This window comes from Bradyrhizobium sp. CFUWI, from assembly GCF_056429085.1.
Window position 1 is genome coordinate 57,855 of record NZ_JBWJZE010000010.1, and the last position, 20,404, is coordinate 78,258.

General features: G+C 66.2%; 22 protein-coding genes and 1 riboswitch. Of the genes, 7 read left to right on the forward strand and 15 right to left on the reverse strand.

What is annotated here, in order from left to right; all coding sequences use genetic code 11:
- Positions 1-140 precede the first annotated feature (140 nt).
- The 3 genes from thiS to AC066S_RS22140 form a co-directional block, all read right to left on the reverse strand.
- Positions 141-338 (reverse strand): sulfur carrier protein ThiS, encoded by a 198-nt coding sequence (gene thiS, locus AC066S_RS22130; protein ID WP_126255223.1) that lies wholly within the window; start codon positions 336-338, stop codon positions 141-143.
- A gap of 7 nt (positions 339-345) precedes the next feature.
- On the reverse strand, positions 346-1,368 hold the full coding sequence (locus AC066S_RS22135) for an FAD-dependent oxidoreductase (RefSeq protein WP_126255224.1): 1,023 nt from the start codon (positions 1,366-1,368) through the stop codon (positions 346-348).
- Positions 1,356-1,484: riboswitch (TPP riboswitch) on the reverse strand. (Overlaps the previous gene by 13 nt.)
- Before the next feature lie 133 nt (positions 1,485-1,617).
- The gene (locus tag AC066S_RS22140; RefSeq protein ID WP_478270609.1) at positions 1,618-2,166 is read right to left on the reverse strand and encodes a transglycosylase SLT domain-containing protein; all 549 of its coding nucleotides are present in this window, start codon (positions 2,164-2,166) and stop codon (positions 1,618-1,620) included.
- A 231-nt stretch (positions 2,167-2,397) separates the two neighbouring features.
- Between AC066S_RS22140 and AC066S_RS22145 the strand changes: the two genes are divergently transcribed.
- The gene (locus tag AC066S_RS22145; protein WP_135162824.1) at positions 2,398-2,598 is read left to right on the forward strand and encodes a hypothetical protein; all 201 of its coding nucleotides are present in this window, start codon (positions 2,398-2,400) and stop codon (positions 2,596-2,598) included.
- Positions 2,599-2,763: 165 nt separating this feature from the next.
- On the opposite strand, the gene AC066S_RS22150 is transcribed toward AC066S_RS22145, so the two are convergent.
- Both AC066S_RS22150 and AC066S_RS22155 read right to left on the reverse strand, forming a co-directional pair.
- The gene (locus AC066S_RS22150; protein ID WP_478270610.1) at positions 2,764-4,086 is read right to left on the reverse strand and encodes an ATP-binding protein; all 1,323 of its coding nucleotides are present in this window, start codon (positions 4,084-4,086) and stop codon (positions 2,764-2,766) included.
- A gap of 14 nt (positions 4,087-4,100) precedes the next feature.
- Entirely contained in the window at positions 4,101-4,916 is an 816-nt protein-coding gene (locus AC066S_RS22155; RefSeq protein WP_135168616.1) for a response regulator, read from the reverse strand.
- Positions 4,917-5,327: 411 nt separating this feature from the next.
- Between AC066S_RS22155 and AC066S_RS22160 the strand changes: the two genes are divergently transcribed.
- A complete protein-coding gene (locus tag AC066S_RS22160; RefSeq protein WP_126255229.1) occupies positions 5,328-5,855 on the forward strand; it encodes a PRC-barrel domain-containing protein in 528 nt (175 codons plus the stop codon).
- A gap of 109 nt (positions 5,856-5,964) precedes the next feature.
- Here AC066S_RS22160 and AC066S_RS22165 read toward each other — a convergent pair whose 3' ends face one another.
- From AC066S_RS22165 to AC066S_RS22195, 7 genes are all read right to left on the reverse strand, one after another.
- Entirely contained in the window at positions 5,965-6,792 is an 828-nt protein-coding gene (locus AC066S_RS22165; protein WP_164718322.1) for an ABC transporter permease, read from the reverse strand.
- On the reverse strand, positions 6,789-8,051 hold the full coding sequence (locus AC066S_RS22170) for an ABC transporter permease (protein WP_478270611.1): 1,263 nt from the start codon (positions 8,049-8,051) through the stop codon (positions 6,789-6,791). Before AC066S_RS22170 ends, AC066S_RS22165 begins: the two co-directional genes overlap by 4 nt.
- 215 nt (positions 8,052-8,266) lie before the next feature.
- The gene (locus AC066S_RS22175; RefSeq protein ID WP_478270612.1) at positions 8,267-9,325 is read right to left on the reverse strand and encodes an ABC transporter substrate-binding protein; all 1,059 of its coding nucleotides are present in this window, start codon (positions 9,323-9,325) and stop codon (positions 8,267-8,269) included.
- A gap of 65 nt (positions 9,326-9,390) precedes the next feature.
- Positions 9,391-10,500: an ABC transporter ATP-binding protein gene (locus AC066S_RS22180; RefSeq protein ID WP_126255232.1), complete on the reverse strand. Its 1,110-nt coding sequence runs from the start codon at positions 10,498-10,500 to the stop codon at positions 9,391-9,393.
- A gap of 357 nt (positions 10,501-10,857) precedes the next feature.
- A complete protein-coding gene (locus AC066S_RS22185; protein ID WP_135168612.1) occupies positions 10,858-12,426 on the reverse strand; it encodes a DUF4403 family protein in 1,569 nt (522 codons plus the stop codon).
- 139 nt (positions 12,427-12,565) lie between these two features.
- Positions 12,566-13,204, reverse strand: a complete 639-nt coding sequence (locus tag AC066S_RS22190) for a Vgb family protein (protein WP_478270613.1) — start codon at positions 13,202-13,204, stop codon at positions 12,566-12,568.
- A 30-nt stretch (positions 13,205-13,234) separates the two neighbouring features.
- On the reverse strand, positions 13,235-14,455 hold the full coding sequence (locus AC066S_RS22195; protein WP_478270614.1) for a helix-turn-helix domain-containing protein: 1,221 nt from the start codon (positions 14,453-14,455) through the stop codon (positions 13,235-13,237).
- A 141-nt stretch (positions 14,456-14,596) separates the two neighbouring features.
- Here AC066S_RS22195 and AC066S_RS22200 point away from each other — a divergent pair, with 141 nt between their 5' ends.
- Positions 14,597-15,388 carry a DUF899 domain-containing protein gene (locus AC066S_RS22200; protein WP_430644558.1) on the forward strand — a complete coding sequence of 264 codons (792 nt, stop codon included), beginning with the start codon at positions 14,597-14,599 and terminating at the stop codon, positions 15,386-15,388.
- On the forward strand, positions 15,381-15,704 hold the full coding sequence (locus AC066S_RS22205) for a hypothetical protein (protein ID WP_235885039.1): 324 nt from the start codon (positions 15,381-15,383) through the stop codon (positions 15,702-15,704). Before AC066S_RS22200 ends, AC066S_RS22205 begins: the two co-directional genes overlap by 8 nt.
- 48 nt (positions 15,705-15,752) lie before the next feature.
- Here the strand turns inward: AC066S_RS22205 and AC066S_RS22210 are convergent, their stop codons facing one another.
- The 3 genes from AC066S_RS22210 to AC066S_RS22220 form a co-directional block, all read right to left on the reverse strand.
- On the reverse strand, positions 15,753-16,085 hold the full coding sequence (locus AC066S_RS22210; protein WP_135168610.1) for a GIY-YIG nuclease family protein: 333 nt from the start codon (positions 16,083-16,085) through the stop codon (positions 15,753-15,755).
- Between the two features lie 193 nt (positions 16,086-16,278).
- Positions 16,279-16,695 (reverse strand): c-type cytochrome, encoded by a 417-nt coding sequence (locus AC066S_RS22215; protein ID WP_245481207.1) that lies wholly within the window; start codon positions 16,693-16,695, stop codon positions 16,279-16,281.
- A 112-nt stretch (positions 16,696-16,807) separates the two neighbouring features.
- The gene (locus AC066S_RS22220; protein WP_135162846.1) at positions 16,808-17,524 is read right to left on the reverse strand and encodes a L,D-transpeptidase; all 717 of its coding nucleotides are present in this window, start codon (positions 17,522-17,524) and stop codon (positions 16,808-16,810) included.
- Between the two features lie 274 nt (positions 17,525-17,798).
- Between AC066S_RS22220 and AC066S_RS22225 the strand changes: the two genes are divergently transcribed.
- The 3 genes from AC066S_RS22225 to AC066S_RS22235 all read left to right on the forward strand — a co-directional run bounded on the left by AC066S_RS22225 (position 17,799) and on the right by AC066S_RS22235 (position 20,357).
- Positions 17,799-18,851, forward strand: a complete 1,053-nt coding sequence (locus AC066S_RS22225) for a glycosyltransferase family 4 protein (RefSeq protein WP_478270615.1) — start codon at positions 17,799-17,801, stop codon at positions 18,849-18,851.
- Positions 18,852-18,884: 33 nt separating this feature from the next.
- A complete protein-coding gene (locus AC066S_RS22230) occupies positions 18,885-19,574 on the forward strand; it encodes a class I SAM-dependent methyltransferase (protein ID WP_126255240.1) in 690 nt (229 codons plus the stop codon).
- Between the two features lie 123 nt (positions 19,575-19,697).
- The gene (locus AC066S_RS22235) at positions 19,698-20,357 is read left to right on the forward strand and encodes a hypothetical protein (protein ID WP_478270616.1); all 660 of its coding nucleotides are present in this window, start codon (positions 19,698-19,700) and stop codon (positions 20,355-20,357) included.
- Positions 20,358-20,404: the final 47 nt, after the last annotated feature.

Here is a 20,404-nt window from a genome sequence, read left to right on the forward strand (position 1 = left end):
AAATGCAGCTGTCATCCCCGCGAACGCGGGGATCCAGTACGCCGCGGCCGTGCGGCTAGAAACGTGAAGTCGCGGCGTACTGGATCGCCCGGTCAAGCCGGGCGATGACAGCGGAGTTTGTGATGAGTGCACCATCCCGCTCACCCTCCCTGCCGCGGCGTGATGATCTCGATCTCGTCGCCGGCTTTCAAGCTCGTCTCGGCCCAGCGGCTCTTCGGCACGACGTCGTAGTTGAGCGCGATCGCGAAATGGGTGCCCTCGTAGTCGAGCTCGGAGAGCAGCGCATCGACGCTGGCCGCGTTCACCTCGCGCTGCTCGCCGTTGACGATCAAGCGCATGATACGATCACCCGCATTGCATCACCTCGTTGTCGATCTGGCCGCGCTCGACATAGGCGAGCGTCAGCTCGGCGAGCGCGGGCGCGATCAGGAAGCCGTGGCGGTAGAGGCCGTTGACGGAGATTGTCCTGCCGCGAATGCCGATGCGCGGCAGATTGTCGGGGTAGGCGGGACGAAGCCCCGAGCCGAACTCGACGATGCGGGCTTCGCCGAACGCCGGGTGCACGGTGTAGGCTGCGCCCAGAAGCTCCAGCGCGGAGCGGACGCTGACGCCGGTGTCCTCGGCCTCGATCGAGGTCGCGCCCAGCATGAACAGATTGTTCTCGCGCGGGATCACGTAGAGCGGCCAGCGCGGATGCATCAGCCGCACCGGGCGCGCAAGCTGCACCTCGGCCGTCTCGATCAGGATCATCTCGCCCTTGACGCCGCGAAGCTCGCTCTGCTCGTCGCGGGCACCGAGGCCGCGGCAGTCGATCACGATGCCGTCAGGGTCCTTGGCGAGATCATTCGCGGTCACGTCGCTTTCGAACTTGATGGTGCCGCCGGCGGCGCGGATGCGCTCGTGCAGCTGCGGCAGCACGCGGCGCGGCTCGACATGGCCCTCGGCCGGGAAGAACAGCGCGTCGCGGAAGCGGCCTTCCAGCGACGGCTCGAGCTCGGCGAGGCCGGCGGCGTCGAGCCGGCGGTGGTCCTCGGTCATGCGGGCAAAGCGCTCGAAGTCGTTGCGCTCGCGCGGATGGGCGACGACGAGCGAGCCGTTGAACGGCGTGTCGGGCAGCTCGCGCCGCCAGATGTCGAGGGAGCGCAGCCCCAGGCGGCTGATGATGGGCTCGGCGATTTCCGCCTCGCAATAGGGCGCGAGCATGCCGCCGGCCCAATGGCTGGTGGCGTCCGTCATCGCCTCGTCACCGCGCTCGTGCAAGGTCACGGCATGACCGGCCTGTGCGAACAGCAGGGCCTGCCAAGCTCCCGCGATGCCTGCGCCGATGATGGATACCGGGGAATCCGGTCGCTTGGTCTTCTGCAACATCCCTGTCCCTTCGCCGGCATGACCCGGATCAGGTTCAAAGGGTCACCGCGGTCCTGGGCAGGATTGCCCATTTAGCGGTATCTCAGCTCCTCCTCGGAGCACCCCTCGGAACGGTGCTAATGTAGGACAGCGGGGCGGGGCGGTCAACGCGTGTTGCAAGGATGTCATTCCGGGGCGGCTCGAAGAGCCGAACCCGGAATCTCGAGGTTCCGGGTTCGACGCTGACGCGTCGCCCCGGAATGACGGTGATTACTTCGAGGCCTGCGCCCGCGCGTTGCGGACGCGCTGAGCCAGCTTTCGGTGCGGCACGTTGCCGAACATCGGCTGCGGATTGCCGTTCGGCTCGAGCCACGGCTGGCCCATATTGGTCTCGCCGATGTTTGCGACCTGCACGGCTTCCTGCCGCTGGCGCTTGGCGGCGTAGTAATAGCCGCCGGCGAAATAGCGCACGGCGCGGGCGTGGTCGCCATTGGCGGCGCGATAGGCGCCGGCGAGGTATTTCACGGCATAGGTGAGGTTGGTGTTGGGATCGCGCAGGCCGGCGGCGTCGCCGGTGTAGCCGACGCCGCGGGCGGTCGCGAGCTTGATCTGCATCAGGCCGATGGTGCCGCCGCGGCCGACGAGGTGAGGCTGATAGCGGCTCTCGCGCATGATCACGCGGTGCACCAGCGCTTCCGGCACGCCGTTGGCGCGGGCGTGGGCCGCGACCATCTCGGCATATTCGGCCTCACCGGCGAACGCGGCCTGCGGCAATGTCAGTCCGGCCGCGAGCAGCGCGGCAATGTGTAAAATTTTCATCAGATATTCCTGAGGCCCTTGGTGTGACCCGCCGCCGTTAGGCCCTCCGAACGCGGCGATGATGTGACCAAACGCCGCCAATGGCGATTTTGCGGCGCAGGGCCACTGTGACGACGCAATGGCGGGTTAAGGGTTCCCTCAGGCGGATGCCCGCTCGCGGCAGCAAGCCTGTCTATTCGCGCGGGCGCGCGAAAGCGAATAAGAAGACGCTGCAAAAACGGGAGAGGTGCCATGACGAAAGCAATCCTCAGCGACACCCCCAGGCAAAATCCCTGTGCCCAGTGCGGCACGCCGATCCCGCGACCCGACTGGATCGAGCCGGGCGAAGGCCGCGTCTCCTATCTCTGGACCTGCCACGTCTGCAATTATCGCTTCGAGGCGGTGGCGGTCTACGACGAGGCGGCCGTCGAGCACCCGCCGCTCGCGGCGTAGGACGTTCCGCCATGTAGCACGGTCGTCTTCACCTCTCCCCGCTGGGAAGAGGTGAAGCAAGCGCCTAAAGCGCGATGCGATTAGGATGAATCGTCATCGCGCTTTAGGTTGTTGTTTAAGCATGATCGTTTCGGAAAACCGCTGCGCACTTTTCCGGATCATGCTTTAGGCGGCGAGCCTGGGCTGCTGCCAGAGCGGCAATTGCATCCGCACGATCAGGCCGTGCGGGACGCGGTCGTGCAGCGACAGCTCGCCGCCATGGGCGAGCGCGATGGCACGCGCGATCGACAGGCCGAGCCCGAAGCCGGTGGATTCGTCCATGGTGCGCGCATCATCGCCCCGGACGAACGGCTCCAGCACCTCCTGCTTGCGCGCATCCGAAATGCCGGGACCGTCGTCCTCGACGTCGATGACCAACCTGCTGTCCGAGACGTCGAGGCGGATCGTCACCTCGGCGCCGAAGCGCACCGCGTTCTCGACGAGGTTGGTGATGCCGCGATGCAGATCGTCGGGCCGCGCGGCGGCGGTCGCGGATGCGGGCCCGTCGTAGCGCACGACATGGCCCATGTCGCCGAACTGATCGGCGATGAGCTGGAGCGTGCTCGCGATGTCGACCAGCGTCGCGGCCTCGACCTTGCGGTCGTCGCGCAACAGCGACAACACCGATTCCAGCATCGCGCGCATCTGGTCGAGGTCGATCAGCATGCGCTTGCGGTGGCCCTCGTCCTCGATGAACTCGGCACGCAGCCGCAGCCGCGTGATCGGCGTGCGCAGATCGTGGCTGATCGCGGCCAGCATCCTGGTGCGATCCGACATCAGGCGCGCGATCCGCTCGTGCATGCGGTTGAAGGCGCGCGCCACCGAGCGGATCTCTTCCGGACCGCGCTCGGGCAGCGGTTCGGCCCCGCCGTCCAGGCTGAAATTCTCGGCGGCCTTGGCGAAGGACGACAGCGGAGCGGCCAGCGCGCGCGCCGCCCACAGGCCGAGCACGGTAACGCAGATGAAGGCGGTCATCAGCGCCATCAGCCAGGGCGCGCCCCAGAACCATGGCCGCGGCCCGCCGTCGACATGCCCGGCGATCATGGTGCCGTCGGGCAACTCGACGCCGATGCGGGATTGGGAGTCGCGCGGGGCCAGCTGGACCGCCTTGTAGCCGCGCCCGAGATGGCGGCGCATCCCGCGCAGGGGCTGATTGTCGCTCTCCTCGACGGTTGCGATGCCAGGGGCGAGCATTTCGATGCCGAGCTTGGGGAAGGCGCGCGCGAGATCGGCGAGGAGGCGCGGGCGCTCGCCGGCCTCGGCCGCGCCGAGCAGCAGCGCGGCATCGGTCAGCTGATGCGCGCCGTCCGGCGGCGCGTCGGCGCTGTCCGGCCGGCTGATCAGGAAGGCGGTGGTGACGACGAGATGGAGCGCGACGGTCGAAGCCAGCACCAGCGCGGCGATCTGGCCGCCGATCCCCTTGAGGTGAAAGAACCCGAACGGCTTCATCGTCGGCGTCCCCGTCAAGTGCTCAGGGGCGCGGCGACCGCTTCAGTGCTCGCGGCTTGAGGGCTTGCCGCCTGAAGGCCTCCCGCTTGAAGGTTTGCCGCTTGAAGGTTTGCGACCTGCGTTCGCGGCGTGAACAGATAGCCGCCGGAGCGTACCGTCTTGATGAGGGTGGGATCGGCCGGGTTGGGCTCGATCTTGCGGCGGATGCGGCTGACCAGCACGTCGATGGAGCGCTCGAACGAGCCGGTGTTGCGCCCCTGCGTGAGGTCGAGCAGGCTGTCGCGCGACAGCACGCGGCCCGGCCGCTCGCAGAACGTGCGCAAGAGATCGAATTCGGCGCTGGTCACCGCGACGCGCGCACCTTCCGGATTGCGCAATTCGCGCAGCCGCAGATCGATGTGCCAGCCCTCGAAGGTGAGCGTGGAGGCGCCTTCGATCGAGCTTGCCGCTTGCGCCGCGGCCTGGCGGCGCAGCACCGCGTTGATGCGGGCGAGCAGCTCGCGCGGGTTGAAGGGCTTCGGCAGATAATCGTCCGCGCCCATCTCGAGGCCGACGATGCGGTCGACGTCCTCGCCGCGCGCGGTCAGCATGATGATCGGCGTCTGCCCCTCGGCGCGCACCTTGCGGCACAGGCTGAGGCCGTCCTCGCCGGGCAGCATGACGTCGAGAATGATGAGGTCGACGCGGTGATCGGCCATGGCGCGCGACATCTCGCGGCCATCGCTCACGGCGGTGACGTTGCAGGCGTTGTTGCGCAGGTACTTCGCAATCAACGTGCGGGTTTCGCGGTCGTCCTCGACGACGAGGATGTTGGGATTGGGAATGGCCATGCGCCTTGTTTGTCCAAGATTCGGGCCAAATGGCGAGGATTTTTGTTTCGGATTGTTTCTGCCCCGGCTTGCCGCAACAGGCCGCAATCGCGACGTCGCACAGCGGCAAGCTCTCGTTAAGGCCGTTAACCGTACCGTGACGTGGTCAGCGGCGAAACCCTGCAAGATCCTCTGATCGACGACAAGAGCTGACCCCCGAGCGACGCGGGTCGGCGCGGCTCCTCGCCACGATCGTGCTTCACCCAGGGCGCACGATCGTCGGCGGGGAACCGTGCGTCGCAATATGTTCCTGAGTGACGCAGGAACAGCCGCGCGTGCGCGCGCTCAACGCGACGAAATTGCGGCGTGCACGGAACTGCACGTGGTCAGCGCTGTTTTCTCCGCACGAGTTTCGTTGAAGGAGAGGACAACATGATGAAGTCGATCGTCGCCGGTCTTGCCGGCACCGCACTGCTTACGACCGTTGCGTTCGCGCAAGCACCGACCGCCACTACCGACAAGGCGGCGCCTTCCGCCACGACGTCCACGGCTACGACCACGGCCTCCGGCCAGTGGCGTACGTCCAAGATGGACGGCCTGAAGGTCTATAACGAAGCCAACGAGAACATCGGCACCATCAACGACCTGCTGATGGACAAGAACGGCGACATCAAGATCGCCGTGATCGGCGTCGGCGGCTTCCTCGGCCTCGGCGAGCATCTGGTCGCCGTGCCCTACGAGAAGCTGAAGTTCGTCAACGAGGCCGTGGCCTATACCGGCACCGGCACGAACCCGGGCGCCAGGCCCGCGACGACGACGACCACCGGCGCCGCCACCGGCACCGACAAGCCCGCTGCGACCACGACGTCGTCCGCGTCGAAATGGTATCCGGATCACGCCGTGTTCAATGCCAGCAAGGACGAGCTGAAGAACATGCCGCAGTTCAAGTATTCGGAGTAATGGGCTTCTAGCCATCTGAACGAAGCGCGCCCGGTTTTCACCGGGCGCGCTGTCGTGCCGTTTTTTGCGTCGCCCGGCTTGCGGCGAGAGGAAAGGGTAACGCCTCCGCTCAGCCGCCGGCCTTGAGCCGCTCGTTGCGGCGGCGCAGGGCTTCCATCGTGGCGAGGAGGATGACCGACACACTGGTCAGGATCAATGCCGCGGCCGTGATGGTCGGGCTGATGTTCTCGCGAATACCGCTGAACATCTCGCGCGGCAGGGTGCGCTGCTCGGGCCCCGCCATGAACAGCACGATCACCACCTCGTCGAAGCTGGTCGCGAAGGCAAACAGCGCCCCCGAGGCGAGGCCGGGCAGGATCAGCGGCAGGATCACGCGGCGGAACGCTTCGAGCGGCGAGGCGCCGAGCGAGGCGGCGGCGCGCGCCAGGTTGGTGTCGAAGCTCTGCAGCGTCGCCCCGACCGTGATCACCACGAAGGGCGTCGCCAGCGCGGTGTGGGCCAGGATCAAGCCGAGATAGCTGCCGGTCAGTCCGATCGGCGCGAAGAAGAAATACAGGCCGACCGCGGTGATGACACCGGGCACGACGACCGGCGACAGCACGAAAGCCAGCACGAGCGGCTTGAACCGGCTCTTCCACTGCGCCAGCCCCAGCGCGGCCAGCGTGCCAAGCACCATCGACAGTGCGGTCGAGGCGACGCCGATGATCACGCTATTCTTCAGCGCATTCATCCAGCGCGGCGAGGTGATGAAGTCCTCGTACCAGCGCAAGGACAGCCCGGGCAGCGGATAGGTGAGGTAGGAGCCCGAGCTGAACGACAACGGCATGATCGCGAGGATCGGCGCGATCAGGAAAACGAACACCAGCGTGGAGACGACGATGGTCGCGGTCCACGCGATGCGCTGGCTGGGCGTGCGCAGGGCGGAATTGTCGCTCAATTCTTCATGCCTCCCGTGACCTGCTGGCCCTGCACCAGCTTGCCGTAGACGAGCGCCAGGAGAATGGTGGCGAGCAGCAGCACGGCACCGAGCGCCGAAGCGAGGCCCCAATTGGCCGTGTCGGTGGTGTAGAGCGCGATGAAATAGCTGATCATCTGGTCGGCGGCGCCGCCGACGAGGGCCGGTGTGATGTAATAGCCGAGTGCCAGGATGAAGACGAGCAGGCTTCCCGCGCCGATCCCCGGCAGGGTCTGAGGCAGGTAGATGCGCAGGAAGGCGGTGACCGGCGGCGCGCCGAGCGAGGCGGCGGCGCGCAAGTAAGCCGGAGAAATCGCCTTCATGCTGCTGTACAGCGGCAGGATCATGAAGGGCAGCAGGACGTGGGTCATGGCCACGCAGACACCGAAGCGGTTGTAGATCAGGCGCAACGGCTCGTCGATGATGCCAAGCCAGTGCAGGCTGTCGTTGACGAGGCCTTTGCTCTGCAGCAGCACGATCCAGGCGCAGGTGCGGACCAGAAGCGACGTCCAGAACGGCAGCAGGACGAAGATCATCAGGAGGTTCGATTTACCCTGCGGCAGCGTCGCCAAGAGGTAAGCGACCGGGAAGCCGAGGATCAGGCAGAGGACGGTGACGCTGAGACTGATGACGAAGGTGCGGACGAACAGGCTGCGGTAGATGGCCTGGTCCGGCGGGGCCGCGACGATCGCGCCGTCCACGTTCTGCACGAGGTCGAGCGCCGCCAGAAGGTAGAAACCCGTGATGGGGCCGCTGGCGCCCCTGATCGTCGTCCAGGTGGCGCGTTCGCGCCAGGCCGGATTGATCTTGCCCAGCGTCTCCTTGGCGGTGCCGGGTTCGGGCGCGGCCTTCAGATTGCGGGCGGTGCTGGTCAGGATCGTGCGAAAACCGTTCAGCGCGTAGTTCAACCGCTTCGCCGCGATGGCGATGGTGCCGGCGGCGCGCGCCGCCAGCAGGTCGCTTGCCAGTGCTGAATAGGCTTTTTCGTCCGGCAGGTCCTTGCCGTCCCAATCGGCGAGAGCGGCTATGGTTTGAGGCAGAACCTGACGCACCTCCCTGTCATCGACCGCGCGCCACAACATGCCGGCGATGGGCCCGGCGAAGGTGAAGAGCAGGAAGACGAGAAGCGGCGCGACCAGCGCCAATGCCTTGACCTGGCGCGTCCGCTCCGCACGCCTCAATCGGCGCTTGAGCGGCACCTCGGTCTGGGTATTGGCGCCGGTCAAGGACGCTGTTGTCATGGGGAGGGCCTGTTGGAGTGGCCTGAGCAAGCGCCTCGTCCTTCGAGACGACCGCTTCGCGGTCTCCTCAGGATGAGGCTCCTCGAGATCGGTGCCTGTAGAATCGTTGCCACAAACTTAGACCTCATCCTGAGGGCCCGCCGCAGGCGGGCGTCTCGAAGGATGCGCCACGGGCGAGCTGTCCGCCACGCATCCCTTACCCATTCGGCAAGGCGCTATTTCGCGGCCCATTTGTTGAAGCGCTCGGTCAGGCGGTCGATGTTCTCGAGCCAGAAGGCGACGTTGATCTCGACCGCGTTCTTGATGTTGTCAGGCGCAGTCGGCAGGTCCTTCAGAACGGCGGGGGCGAGCTTGGCGGCCGCGTCCTTGTTCGAGGTGCCGTAGGCGATGTTCTCCGACAGTTTCGCCTGGTTCTCCGCCTTGCCGACGAAGTCCAGGAACTTGTAGGCGGCGTCCTTGTTCGGGCTGCCCTTCAGGATGACCCAGCTGTCGAGGGTGAATAGTGCGCCGTCCCACACCATGCCGAAGTTCTTCTTCTCGTTCTTGTTCGCGGTGTCGATGCGGCCATTGTAGACCGAGGTCATCGCCACCTCGCCGGAGGCGAGCAGTTGCGGCGGCTGGGCGCCGGCCTTCCACCAGACGATGTCGCCCTTGATGGAGTCGAGCTTCTTGAAGGCGCGCTCGACGCCCTCGTCGGTCGCCAGCACCTTGTAGACGTCTTTCGGTGCGACGCCGTCGGCCATCAGCGCGATTTCCAGCGTGGTCTTCGGGCCCTGACGCAGGGCGCGCTTGCCTGGAATCTTCTTGGTGTCGAAGAAGTCGGCCCAGCCCTTCGGGGCTTCCTTCAGCTTGTCCTTGTCGTAGCCGAGCACGAAGTCGTAGAGGATGGCGCCGACGCCGCACGGATTGACCGAGGGCGGGATATAGGCGGCCTCGCCGCCGATCTTGGTATAGTCCAGCTTCTCGAACAGCCCTTCCTCGCAGCCGACCGCGAGCTCGTCGCTCTCGACCTGGACGACGTCCCAGGTGGCGGCGCCGCCTTGCACCTTGGCGCGCAGCACGCCGACGCCGCCGTCCCAGGACTCGTCGTTCATGGCAATTCCGGCCGCCTTCTTGAACGGCTCGAAGTAAACCTTCTTCTGGGCGTCCTGATAGGCGCCGCCCCACGACACGACGGTGAGGTCACGCGCCTGCGCGACCGTCGCCAGCGCAGCGCTGGCACCGAGCGCCGCGGCGAAACCCAGAGCAATCTTGCCAATCTTGCGCTTCATCATGGTCTTGGTTCCTTCTTCGTGCGAGTTGCGTTGAGGTTGCGTATTTCAAGTCCGCGTACGTTGGATCAGACCGGATCGAGGGCGAGGCAATCCTCTGGGCGGAAGGTGATGAACACGCTTTTGCCATGTCTCAGGCTGCCATGTGCGCCCGGCTGAAGCTTGACCATGAACTCGCCGTTGCCGGCGACGTCGAGCACGGCCAGCGCGTGGTCGCCGAGATAGATGGTGTTCTGCACCCTTGCCGGCAGGCGGTTTGGTCCGTCGCTGGAGCTGTCGTCCGCGACAATGGCGATCCGCTCCGGCCGCACCGAGAGCGCGGTGGATGCGCCCGCGCCCGAGACGTTGACCGCCCGGGCGGTGACTGCGCCGCCACCGGTCAGCGCAACGCGGCAATAGTCCTTGTCGACCGTCTCGACGGTGCCGGCCAGCACGTTGTTCTCGCCGATGAAATGGGCGACGAAGCTGTTGACCGGGTGCTCGTACAGCGCGTCGGGCTTGTCGATCTGCTGCACGATGCCGTCGTTGAAGACGGCGATGCGGTCGGACATGGTGAGCGCTTCGCTCTGATCGTGGGTGACGTAGACGATCGTGATGCCCATCGTCTCGTGCAGCTGCTTGATCTCCAGCTGCATCTGTTCGCGCAGGCGCTTGTCGAGGGCGCCGAGCGGCTCGTCCATCAGCACGAGCTGCGGGTTGAAGACCAGCGCGCGCGCCAGCGCCACGCGCTGCTGCTGTCCGCCGGACAGCTGTCCGGGCCGCCGGTGCGCCAGGTTTTCCATCTTGATCATGCGCAACGCCGCAGCCACGCGCTCCTGCACGTCCGCCTTGCTCGTTTTGCGAACCGATAGCGGGAAGGCGATATTCTCGGCGATCGTCAGGTGCGGAAACAAGGCATAGTTCTGGAACACCATGCCGATGTCGCGCTTGTGCGGCGGCATGGTCTTGATCGGCCGGTCCGCGAGATAGATCTCGCCATGGGTCGGCACCTCGAAGCCGGCCAGCATCATCAGCGTGGTCGTCTTGCCCGAGCCCGACGGGCCGAGCAGGGTGATGAACTCGCCCTTCCTGATGTCGAGATCGAGGTTCTTCACCACGAGGTGCTCGCCATCATAGGTCTTCTGAATGCCGGAAAAGCGCACCAATGCCGGCGGGGGCGTCACCATGCCGGCTTCCATGTTGTCCTCGGCTTGCCGCTACAATGCTTGTCAGCACCTCGTTCGAGGTGGCTGGGGGCAGCTTAGCATCCTCCGATGAGAATGCCAGCGGGCCGACCGATGAAGAGGCGTGCGCTTCCGGCGAGTGTAGGCTATCGCATATGGCCCGGGGCGGCAGCCTGCGCGCGCGCCTCGTCCTTCGAGACGGCGCTTACGCGCCTCCTCTGGATGAGGCCAATCGGCGTGAGTGCCCTTTTGAAACTGCTGCCCCTCGCTCCGTCCTCATCCTGAGGAGCCCGCCTAAAGCGGGCGTCTCGAAGGATGGCTGCACGGAAAAGCTCTCAAAATGCGATAGACGTGCGAGCGAGTGAAAGCGCGCTACATCCCCGACAGCTTGCTCACATACACATTCAGCGAGCCGCCGGCTTCCGCGACCACGCGCAAGGTCTTGGAATCGAAGGCGATGTCGGCCAGCGTCAGGCTGTCGATCTTGGCGTCGACCTTGAGGCCGTCCTCACTCTTCTGGTAATCGGCGATTGCGGCGGCGATCTTCTCGCGGGCGTTGGCGGCGATCGGCTTCAGATCGAGTGTCGCCTTCTGCAGCAGCGCCTGCTGCATCTGTGGCACCACGGCGCGCGCCGCGGCGCCCAAGAGGCCAAATGCCGCCTCGGATTCCACCGCGAGCTGGATGTCGGTGAGCCGCAGCGTCTGTTGCGCCTGGTCGAGTACCGGGCGCCCCCAGATGTGCACGGTCGCCTCGGCGCCGAGGCCGAGCCAGCTCTTCTTCTCCTTGGCGCGCACCAGCAGCGAGATCAGCAGCCGGTCCCCCGACGGGATCACGTTGGCGCTCTTCACGGTGACGTCGACCGGGCCCGAGCCGTCCTCGGGATAGGTGCGGCCGACCATCTGCGCGGCGATCAGCTTGTTGATCTCGGTGAAGGGCACGTCGATCGGCACGCCGATGTTCACGCCGGTGCCGGTGGGCGGCACGATCGAGATCTTGTCGGGAAACGGACAGTTCGGCTTGGTCGGCGTCGAGGTGACGCGCGTCTCCGCTTCCAGGCCCAACAGCAGCGTCACGGCCTGCGCGTCGACGCGCGGCTGCGCGGCGATGGCGCGGATCGGTTTCATCTCCAGCCAGAGCGGCGGCAGCGCGGCCGAGGCGCCCGAGCCCTGCAGCGGGATCGAGCGGCACGCCTTGGCCCATTGCAGCTTCGCATTCTCGCGCAGGGAGGGATCGTTGCGGATGCGCTCGGAGACGATGTTGATCTGCTCGCCGACATTCTTGTCGATCAGCGGCTTCACCTGCGCCGGCACGTTGACCTTGGCGCCGGAGACATTGAGGTTGGTGTCGCCGAGATTGACCTGGGCGCCGAGATTGGGCTCGAGATGCCAATTGGCCGCGAGCTTCGGGCGCGAGGTGACGACCACGTTGCCCTTGATCTCCGCGCTGGCGTTCAAATTCTTGATGTTGACTGCGCCGATCCGTTTCGCGGCGTCACCGCCGAGCACGCTGCCGAGCGCGTCGCCGAGCGCACCCGTGGCCTTCGCCGACAGCGAGCCCGTCACGTTCAGCTTGCCGGAGAGCGGCGTCGAGATCGTCAGCACGTCCTTGTCGCCGGCCGCGGCCATCGGCCCGCGCACGGCGGACCAGCCGATGTCGGCGTTCTCCAGGATCTGCGAGATCGGGTTGTCGGCCTTCCCGGCGAAATTGCGCGGCGCGGCCTTCTCGGCCTGCTCGCGGATCGCCGAGAGCGCGATGGCGACCGGCGCGATCACGATCGAGCTCTTGGCGGCGGGCGGCAGCGGCGGCAATTGCGCGACGGGCGGGGCGGAATTCGTCGCGCGCGGCGACAGCAAGTCCATCGCCTTCAAGCTGATGAAGAAGGACGCCGCGAGCACGGCGACGCCCACCAGGATGGTCTTCAGATTCAACGAAAGTCGCATCAATCCCCCAAGCCGCCCCGGCCGGGATTCTACAGGGCGAGCGAGCAGGGCGCTAGAGCGCACCGATGGGGTGGAATTGCGGCGAACGGGTTAACGGCTGAGAAGGCACCGTCGCCGCGCGGTCGCGCAGGACGCAGGACTAGCTTTGCCGCGGGCGCCGGACCGCTCTCACCTTGCCGCTAGTGCCACCGCCGCAGAAGAAGCGGTCGCCGCCATCGGACTCCAAGCCTGACACGATCTTGCCGTCGGGCATGTCGAGTTGCTCGATCACTTTTCCCGTTTCGGGGTCGATCCGCCGCAAATCGCTGTCCTCGCCTTCCCAGGTGCCGTGCCAGAGCTCGCCGTCGACCCAGGTCACCCCGGTGACGAAGCGCTTGCTCTCGATGGTGCGGAGAACCTTTCCGGTTTCCGGGTCGATCTGATGGATCTTGCGCTCGCGATATTCCCCGACCCACAGCGAGCCCTCGGCCCAGGCGAGGCCCGAGTCGCCGCCGCCGCCCGGCGCCGGAATGGTGCTGAGCACCTTGCCCGAGGCCGCATCGATCTTCTGGATGCGATCCTCGGCGATCTGGAACAGGTGCCTGCCGTCGAATGCCGTTCCCGCATGGGCGGCGACATCGATGGAGCGCGCGACCTTGCCGCTGGCCGGATCGACCGCATTCAATCTGTCGCCGGAGGCGAACCAGACATGGCTGCCGTCATAGGTGACGCCATGCACGGCCTCGACGCCCTCAAACGGCCCGTACTCTCTGATGATCTCGGCGGCTGAACGCTTCATCTGCAAGCTCCCTGTGATGTGGTCCTAACGTTACGTCTTCAGGAGCGGCGTGGGGAGTAACAAGCCTGTCGGGAAACCCGGGACCGGCGGCGTCATCCAGCGCCGCGCCCGCCCGTGCCCGAAGCATTGCACCTTGTTCGCGCGCGCCAGCTCGTCGAGGGCCCGCTGCACCGTGCGTGCGCTCGTTCCCAGCGCCAGCGCGAGCGCCGAGCTCGACCAGGGCTCGCCGTCGGAGAGGAGAGCGAGAACGGTGGCGTGCTTTTCATCGACCGGCCGCGCCAACACGAGGATGTCGCGCGTCCTGCGCGGCGCCAGCGCAAATCCCTCTTTCGTTGCGTTCACGTCGGCGAGCGGTTTGAGCTTGGTGCGGAGCCGGCCGATCTCGACGCGCAACCGCGCGCGATGCGATTCATCGAGATGCCTGGCGCGAAACGCGCTCGCGATCAGCGTCTGTCGCGAGACGTCCGCAGGCCACGCCTGGGCCAGGATGCGGACGAGGGCAAACAGCACCGGCCGGGTGCCGAGCGGCACGACGGTGCCGCGCCTGCGCACCGAATGATGGAACGTGTCCACCACGAGCGCCTCGGATGCCGCCAGCTGCTCGACCTCCGCAAGCAGCAATGGCCGCTCCTCGCCGCGTGTGATCAGGCGCGCCGCCGGCGTGTCGAGCACGCGGCTCGCGCTTTCGACTTCGGCGGCGAGTGCGGGGATGGCGGCCTGCCGTGCAGCGCGGGCTGCCCGCGCGAGCGCTGCGCGCGCATCCTGCGATCGGAGCCGCCGGATGGCGATGCCGGCCAGCACGAGCTCGCGAACGACTTGTGAGGCCGGCGGCAGCGGCAAGTGGCCGAGACCGGCGAGCGTGCGCTCCGCCTCCTCGATATGTCCGAGCAGGAGAAGACGCCGCGCGGCGATGTGGCCGGCATGCGCCGCGTTGGCGAGATCGCCGTGCTTTTCGAGAGTCGCGCGCGCCGCGGCGAGTGTCCTGTCCGGCCAGTTCAGATCACGCGAGACCAGCGCGATCTCGGCTTCGGCCACCACGCATCTTGCCCGCGCCACCGCCTCGCGCGGACCGAACGCGCGCGCAGCGCTGCGCAGCAGCGACTTGGCCTTGGCGAGGTCGCCGAGCTGCGCCATCGCGATGCCGCGCAGCGCCAGCGACGGGGCGTCGTTGCGCAGCGCAACGCGGTTCAGGGCACCGAGCGGATCGCCCGCCTCCAACGCGCGCGCGGCGGCTGTGATCAGCGACTCCATTCAAATCCCGCCACACTTGTTACTCCCACCGCGCAACCGCGCGGTGCCAGAAATCGTTGTCGACGGCCAATGTGCGGTGGGGGGCGGGCGGTTCCGCGACACGCAGGCTGATCGCCCAAGCGAAGAATTTGGAGAGTCATGATGACATTAGCCCAGAACGAACCGAATAACGGACAGCCCGTCATGCAGACGCCGCCGGTGGTGTCGCCGCAGGACTGGGAGGCCGCCCGTCAGCAACTGCTCGTGAAGGAGAAGGCGCATACCCGTGCCCGTGACGCCCTGGCCGCCGAGCGCCGGCGCATGCCGTGGATGGAAGTCTCCAAAACCTATGCGTTCGAGGGGCCCGGCGGCAAGCTCAGTCTCGTCGATCTGTTCCAGGGCCGGCGGCAGCTGATCGTCTACCGCGCGTTCTTCGAGCCCGGCGTGTTCGGCTGGCCCGATCACGCCTGCCGCGGCTGCTCCATGGTGGCCGACCAGGTCGCCCACGTCGCGCATCTGAATGCCCGCGACACCACGCTGGTGTTCGCCTCGCGCGCGCCGCAGGCCGATATCATCAGGCTGAAGCAACGGATGGGCTGGATCATGCCGTGGGTCACCATCACCGACAGTTTCGACGCCGATTTCGGCGTCGACGAATGGCACGGCACGAACGTGTTCTACCGCGACGGGACGCGGATCTTCCGCACCTATTTCGTCAAGAGCCGCGGCGACGAGCAGATGGGCGGCACCTGGAATTACCTCGACATCACGCCGCTCGGCCGTCAGGAGGTCTGGGAGGACTCGCCGAAGGGCTATCCGCAGACGCCGACCTACAAATGGTGGAATTGGCACGACAGCTACACGGAGGGCGCCGCGCCCGACAAGAAGTGGGTCGAGATCTCCGACGCCGGCGAGAAGGCGTTCCGCCAGGAGGCGGCGGAAGGACGTGACTAGTCCCGTCGGCGCAATGGCCGGCGCCGGCCGCAATGGCGTTGTGGCGGCGCGCCACCTTGCCAGGTGGCTGTCCCTTGCGGCGACACCGACCTTCGCGATCATGGCCGTGCTGACGGCCATGGTCGGGGGTGGGCCGGCCGACATGTTGTGCGTCGCCGGGCAGGGATCGCTGCTCGGCGGCATGGTGCCGATGTATCTCTTGATGAGCGCGTTTCATTCGGCGGCGTGGCTGCGGTTGATGGCGGGGCGGCGAACTGCCGCCGGTGTGAACGCCTCGTCCTTCGAGACGCGCGCAAGGGCGCGCTCCTCAGGATGAGGCTAAGCAGCACCGTGGCCGTTGAAACTGCTTCCACGCATTCCGTCCTCATCCTGAGGAGCCCGCCGCAGGCGGGCGTCTCGAAGGATGACTTGATGCGCGCTTTGCCAATTCATGAAGCTCGGCAAAATCGCCGCGCATGAAGGCTTCCTTCTTGGCGCGGCTCCATTTCTTGAGCTTGCGTTCGCATTCGATCGCGTCGGTGATGCGATCGAACCATTGCGAGAATATCAAAGTCACCGGGCGACGCGGCTTTGTGTAGCCATCGAACGTGCCGGCGTTGTGCTGCGCGACTCTGATCTCGAGCTCCGTGCGCGTGGTGCCGATGTAGTAGCTGCCGTCGGCGCATCTGAGAATGTAGAGCCACGCGCCTTCGGTCATCGGAACGCCTCGTCCTTCGAGACGCGCGCAAGGGCGCGCTCCTCAGGATGAGGCTAACTGGCAGTCCCGCCTTGGCGCAAGAGCTTCGGATGGATTGGCAGTTGCGCACTCCGTCCTCATCCTGAGGAGCCCGCCGCAGGCGGGCGTCTCGAAGGATGCGCCGCAACCACCTGGGCCAGACGAAACGGCCCCGTCACTGCGAAGCCGCCTGGAGATACGCAACCACCTTTGCCGCTTCCTCAGCGGAGACGCCGCCATAGGGCTGCATCTTGTGGCCCGACACCACCTCGTCCGGCTTGACCATGAAGCGCGTCAGCTTGTCCTGGTCCCAGACGAAGCCGGCTTCCTTCATCGACGAGGAGTAGTTGTAGTCCGGCAGCGAGCCGGCCTTGCGCCCGAGGATCTTGTTGAGGTTGGGGCCGAGGCGGTTGTCGCCTTCCTTCATGGAGTGGCAGGTGCGGCAGGAATTGTTGAAGGCCTGCTTGTCTGCTTCATCGCCCGCAGGCTGCTGCGCGAGCGAGGCGGGCGCGGACGCGAGCAGCGCCAGTGTGGCGGCGCCGGCGATCGCGTGCAGCCACTGATACGGCGAGGATTGCAGGCGTGATTGCATTTGCGCCTCCATCGGGGACCGCGCCGCAGCTGGCGCGCGTCGACATGTCGAGGGCAAACAAAAGCGGCCCCGGCGGGTTCCGGGGCCGTTTGCGTCACGATGTCCTGCCGGTTCAGCGCGTCGCGGTTCCGAGTTCCGCGCGGCGCTCCGTCATCGGCAGCACCACGACCTTGGTGCCGACGTTGACCCGGGAATAAAGGTCGGTGACGTCGTCATTGGTCATGCGGATGCAGCCGGACGAGACGCGCTTGCCGATCGTCTCGGGGGCGTTGGTGCCGTGAATGCGGTAGATGGTGCCGCCGAGATACATGGCGCGCGCACCGAGCGGATTACCGGGGCCGCCGGCCATGTGGCGGGGCAGATAGGGCTGGCGGGCGATCATCTCCGGCGGCGGTGTCCAGGCCGGCCACTCGGCCTTGCGGGTCACCGACTGGATGCCGGACCAGGTGAAGCCGTCGCGGCCGACGCCGATGCCGTAGCGCAGCGCCTGGCCGTTGCCGAGCACGTAATAGAGATAGGTGTTCGGCGTATCGATGATGATGGTGCCCGGCGCTTCGCGCGTCGCGTAAGCGACGGTCTGGCGGCGGAAGCGGGCCGGCATCTCGACGGCGTCCTGATCCTCGGACGGCTCGGTCTGATAGGTCGGCGCCTGATAGGGCTGGTAAGGCTGGAACGGCTGCGGCGCGGCCATCGGCGGCAGCGGCTGGAAGAAGGGGAAGATCTGCACTGGCGCCGCCTTGGCTGCACCTGCGAACGCGATTGCGGAGACCGCGACTGCGCCAATAGCAACGGCGCGCGAAAACGTCTTGAACGTGTCCGGATTGAACATGTGATCGCCCCTGTTTGCTCGGTGGTCTCGGCCACCGCGGCACCGTTGCGGTGCTCCGTTGCGAAGATCACTAACGGCAAAACGTTTCGGGACATTTGCGCGGAAAACCGAAAACGGTTTCACCGCGGCAAGAATTGTTTCATGACAGTTTCGTGGCCGCAGGCGTCCGTTAACGAACAAAACGACGGGCCGACACTTCTATGACGTCACACGCCTGAAATATCCTTCGTTGATGGTCGGAAACCGAGAATCATCAAACTCTCGGGATTTTCCCATGCGGGTATTAATTGCGACGGACGCCTGGCATCCGCAGGTCAACGGCGTGGTCCGGACGCTGACCTCGCTGGCGAGTGCGGCCAAGGCCCTCGATGTCGAGATCGACTTCCTGACCCCGGACGGCTTTCCGTCCTGGCCGCTGCCGACCTATCCGGGCCTGCGCTTTGCGTTGCCGGGCAGCAAGGAAATCGCGCGGCGGATCGAGACCGCGGCGCCGGATGCCCTGCACATCGCGACCGAAGGCCCGATCGGCTGGGCCGCGCGGGCCTATTGCCGCCGCAACCGGCTCGCCTTCACCACCTCCTACACGACGCGCTTTCCGGAATACGTCGCGGTGCGGACCGGCATCCCCGCAAGCGTCGGCTATGCCGTGCTGCGCTATTTCCACGATGCCGCCGCGATGACCATGGTGGCGACGCCGTCGCTGCGGCAGGAGCTGTCCGAGCGCGGCTTCAAGCGGCTCGGCTTCTGGACCCGCGGCGTCAACACCGAGCTGTTTCATCCCGGTGCGCCGGCCGGGCTCGATCTGCCCCGTCCGATCTTCATGACCATGGGCCGCGTCGCGGTGGAGAAGAATCTCGAAGCCTTCCTCTCGCTCGACCTGCCCGGCACCAAGGTCGTCGTCGGCGACGGCCCGCAGAAGGCGGCACTCGAAAGGAAATATCCCGATGCCGTCTTCCTCGGCGAGAAGAAGGGGGCCGATCTCACCGCGCATCTCGCCGCCGCCGACGTGTTCGTGTTTCCGAGCCTGACCGATACGTTCGGCGTGGTGCAGCTCGAAGCCCTCGCCTGCGGCACGCCGGTTGCGGCGTTTCCGGTCACGGGTCCGAAGGACGTCATCGCCGATCATCCGATCGGCGCGATCGACCACGATTTGCGCAGCGCGTGCCTGCGCGCGCTCACCATGTCGCGCGAGACCTGCCGCAACTTCGCGCTGGAGCGTTCCTGGGAGAACAGCGCGCGCCAGTTCGTCGGCAACCTGACCTCACTTCAGCCCAGCCGCGCCTTGCGCGCCTCGCCTCGCATGGCGCGGCGGCCGGTGCGCGGTTGAACTTTCGTTAGAACCACAGCGAGAACCTCATCGATGGCTAAGATCATGAACCTTGACGGCACCCAGCAGCTCGACCTCACCCGCGGCACGGTCGAGCAGGCCTATGACCGCTGGGCCCCGGTCTATGACCTCGTGTTCGGCGGCGTGTTCGCCAAGGGCCGGCAGGCCGCGATCGCGGCCACCAACAAGATCGGCGGCCGCGTGCTCGAGGTCGGCGTCGGCACCGGCATCTCGCTGCCGCTCTACGCGCCGCATTTGCGCGTCTTTGGCACCGACATTTCGGAAGCGATGCTCGACAAGGCGCGCCAGCGCGTCGCCGAGGGCAAGCTAAAGAATGTCGAGGGCCTCGCGGTGATGGACGCCGAGAAGCTCGAATTCCCCGACAATTCGTTCGACGTGGTGATGGCGCAATATGTCGTCACCGCGGTGCCGAACCCCGAAAAGGCGCTCGACGAATTCGCCCGCGTGCTGCGCCCGGGCGGCGAGCTCATCATCCTCACCCGCGTCAGCGCGGATGCCGGCATGCGCCGCTTCATCGAGCAGAAGCTGCAGCCGGTGGTGCGTCCGCTCGGCTTCCGCACTGCCGAGTTCGCCTGGTCGCGTTATACGAAATGGCTGGCCGGCGCCCACGGCATGGAGCTCGCCGAACGCCGCCTGATTCCGCCGCTCGGCCATTTCTCGCTGGTGCGCTTCCGCAAGGTCGACGTCGCCAAGGCGGCGTGACCTCGAGCGCAAGCGTCGTGCGTCATCGCGCCGCTACGTGCCATCACATGACAAGATGATGTTGTCACACGGCGTACATCGAATCCCTTTAACCCCGTAGCCGAAAGCATTTTGGGGAAGAGCATGATCAAGCATTATCTCGAGCAGCTGCGGATCCAGCGCTGGGACGACCATCGCTACTATCACCACAGCCGCATCAATCAGAGCCTGCACTTCGTCAGCGCGCTGAGCTTCCTGTTCGCCTATGTCTGGCTGTTCGTCGATCCCGTCGTCTCCGCGCTGGTCGGCTGGCTGGTCTCGATGACTTCACGCCAGGCCGGTCACTTCTTCTTCGAGCCGCATACCTACGATCACGTCAACCAGGCGACGCACGAGTACAAGGAAGAGATCAAGGTCGGCTACAACCTTCAGCGCAAGGTCGTGCTGATGGCGATCTGGGCGGCCTCGCCGCTGGTGCTGTTCCTCGATCCGACCCTGTTCGGCCTGTTCACGCCGTGGCAAGGCGCGACCGACTTCATGCGGCAGGTCGCCAAGATCTGGCTCGTGGTCGGCGGCGGCGGCCTGCTGTTCCGCACCGTGCACCTGTTCTTCATCCGCGACGTCGAGACCGGCCTCGTCTGGATGACCAAGATCCTGACCGATCCGTTCCACGATCTGATGCTGTATCACAAGGCTCCGTTGGCGCTGATGCGCGGCGAGCTGATGGATCCCGGCCTGCACCTCAATCCCGAGCACACGCTGGGCCTGGTCGGCGAGCCCGCGCTCGAAGAGCAGCACGCCTGATACGGCCCCTGCCCAGGTCGCGAATGTTTATGGTCTACGTCATGCCC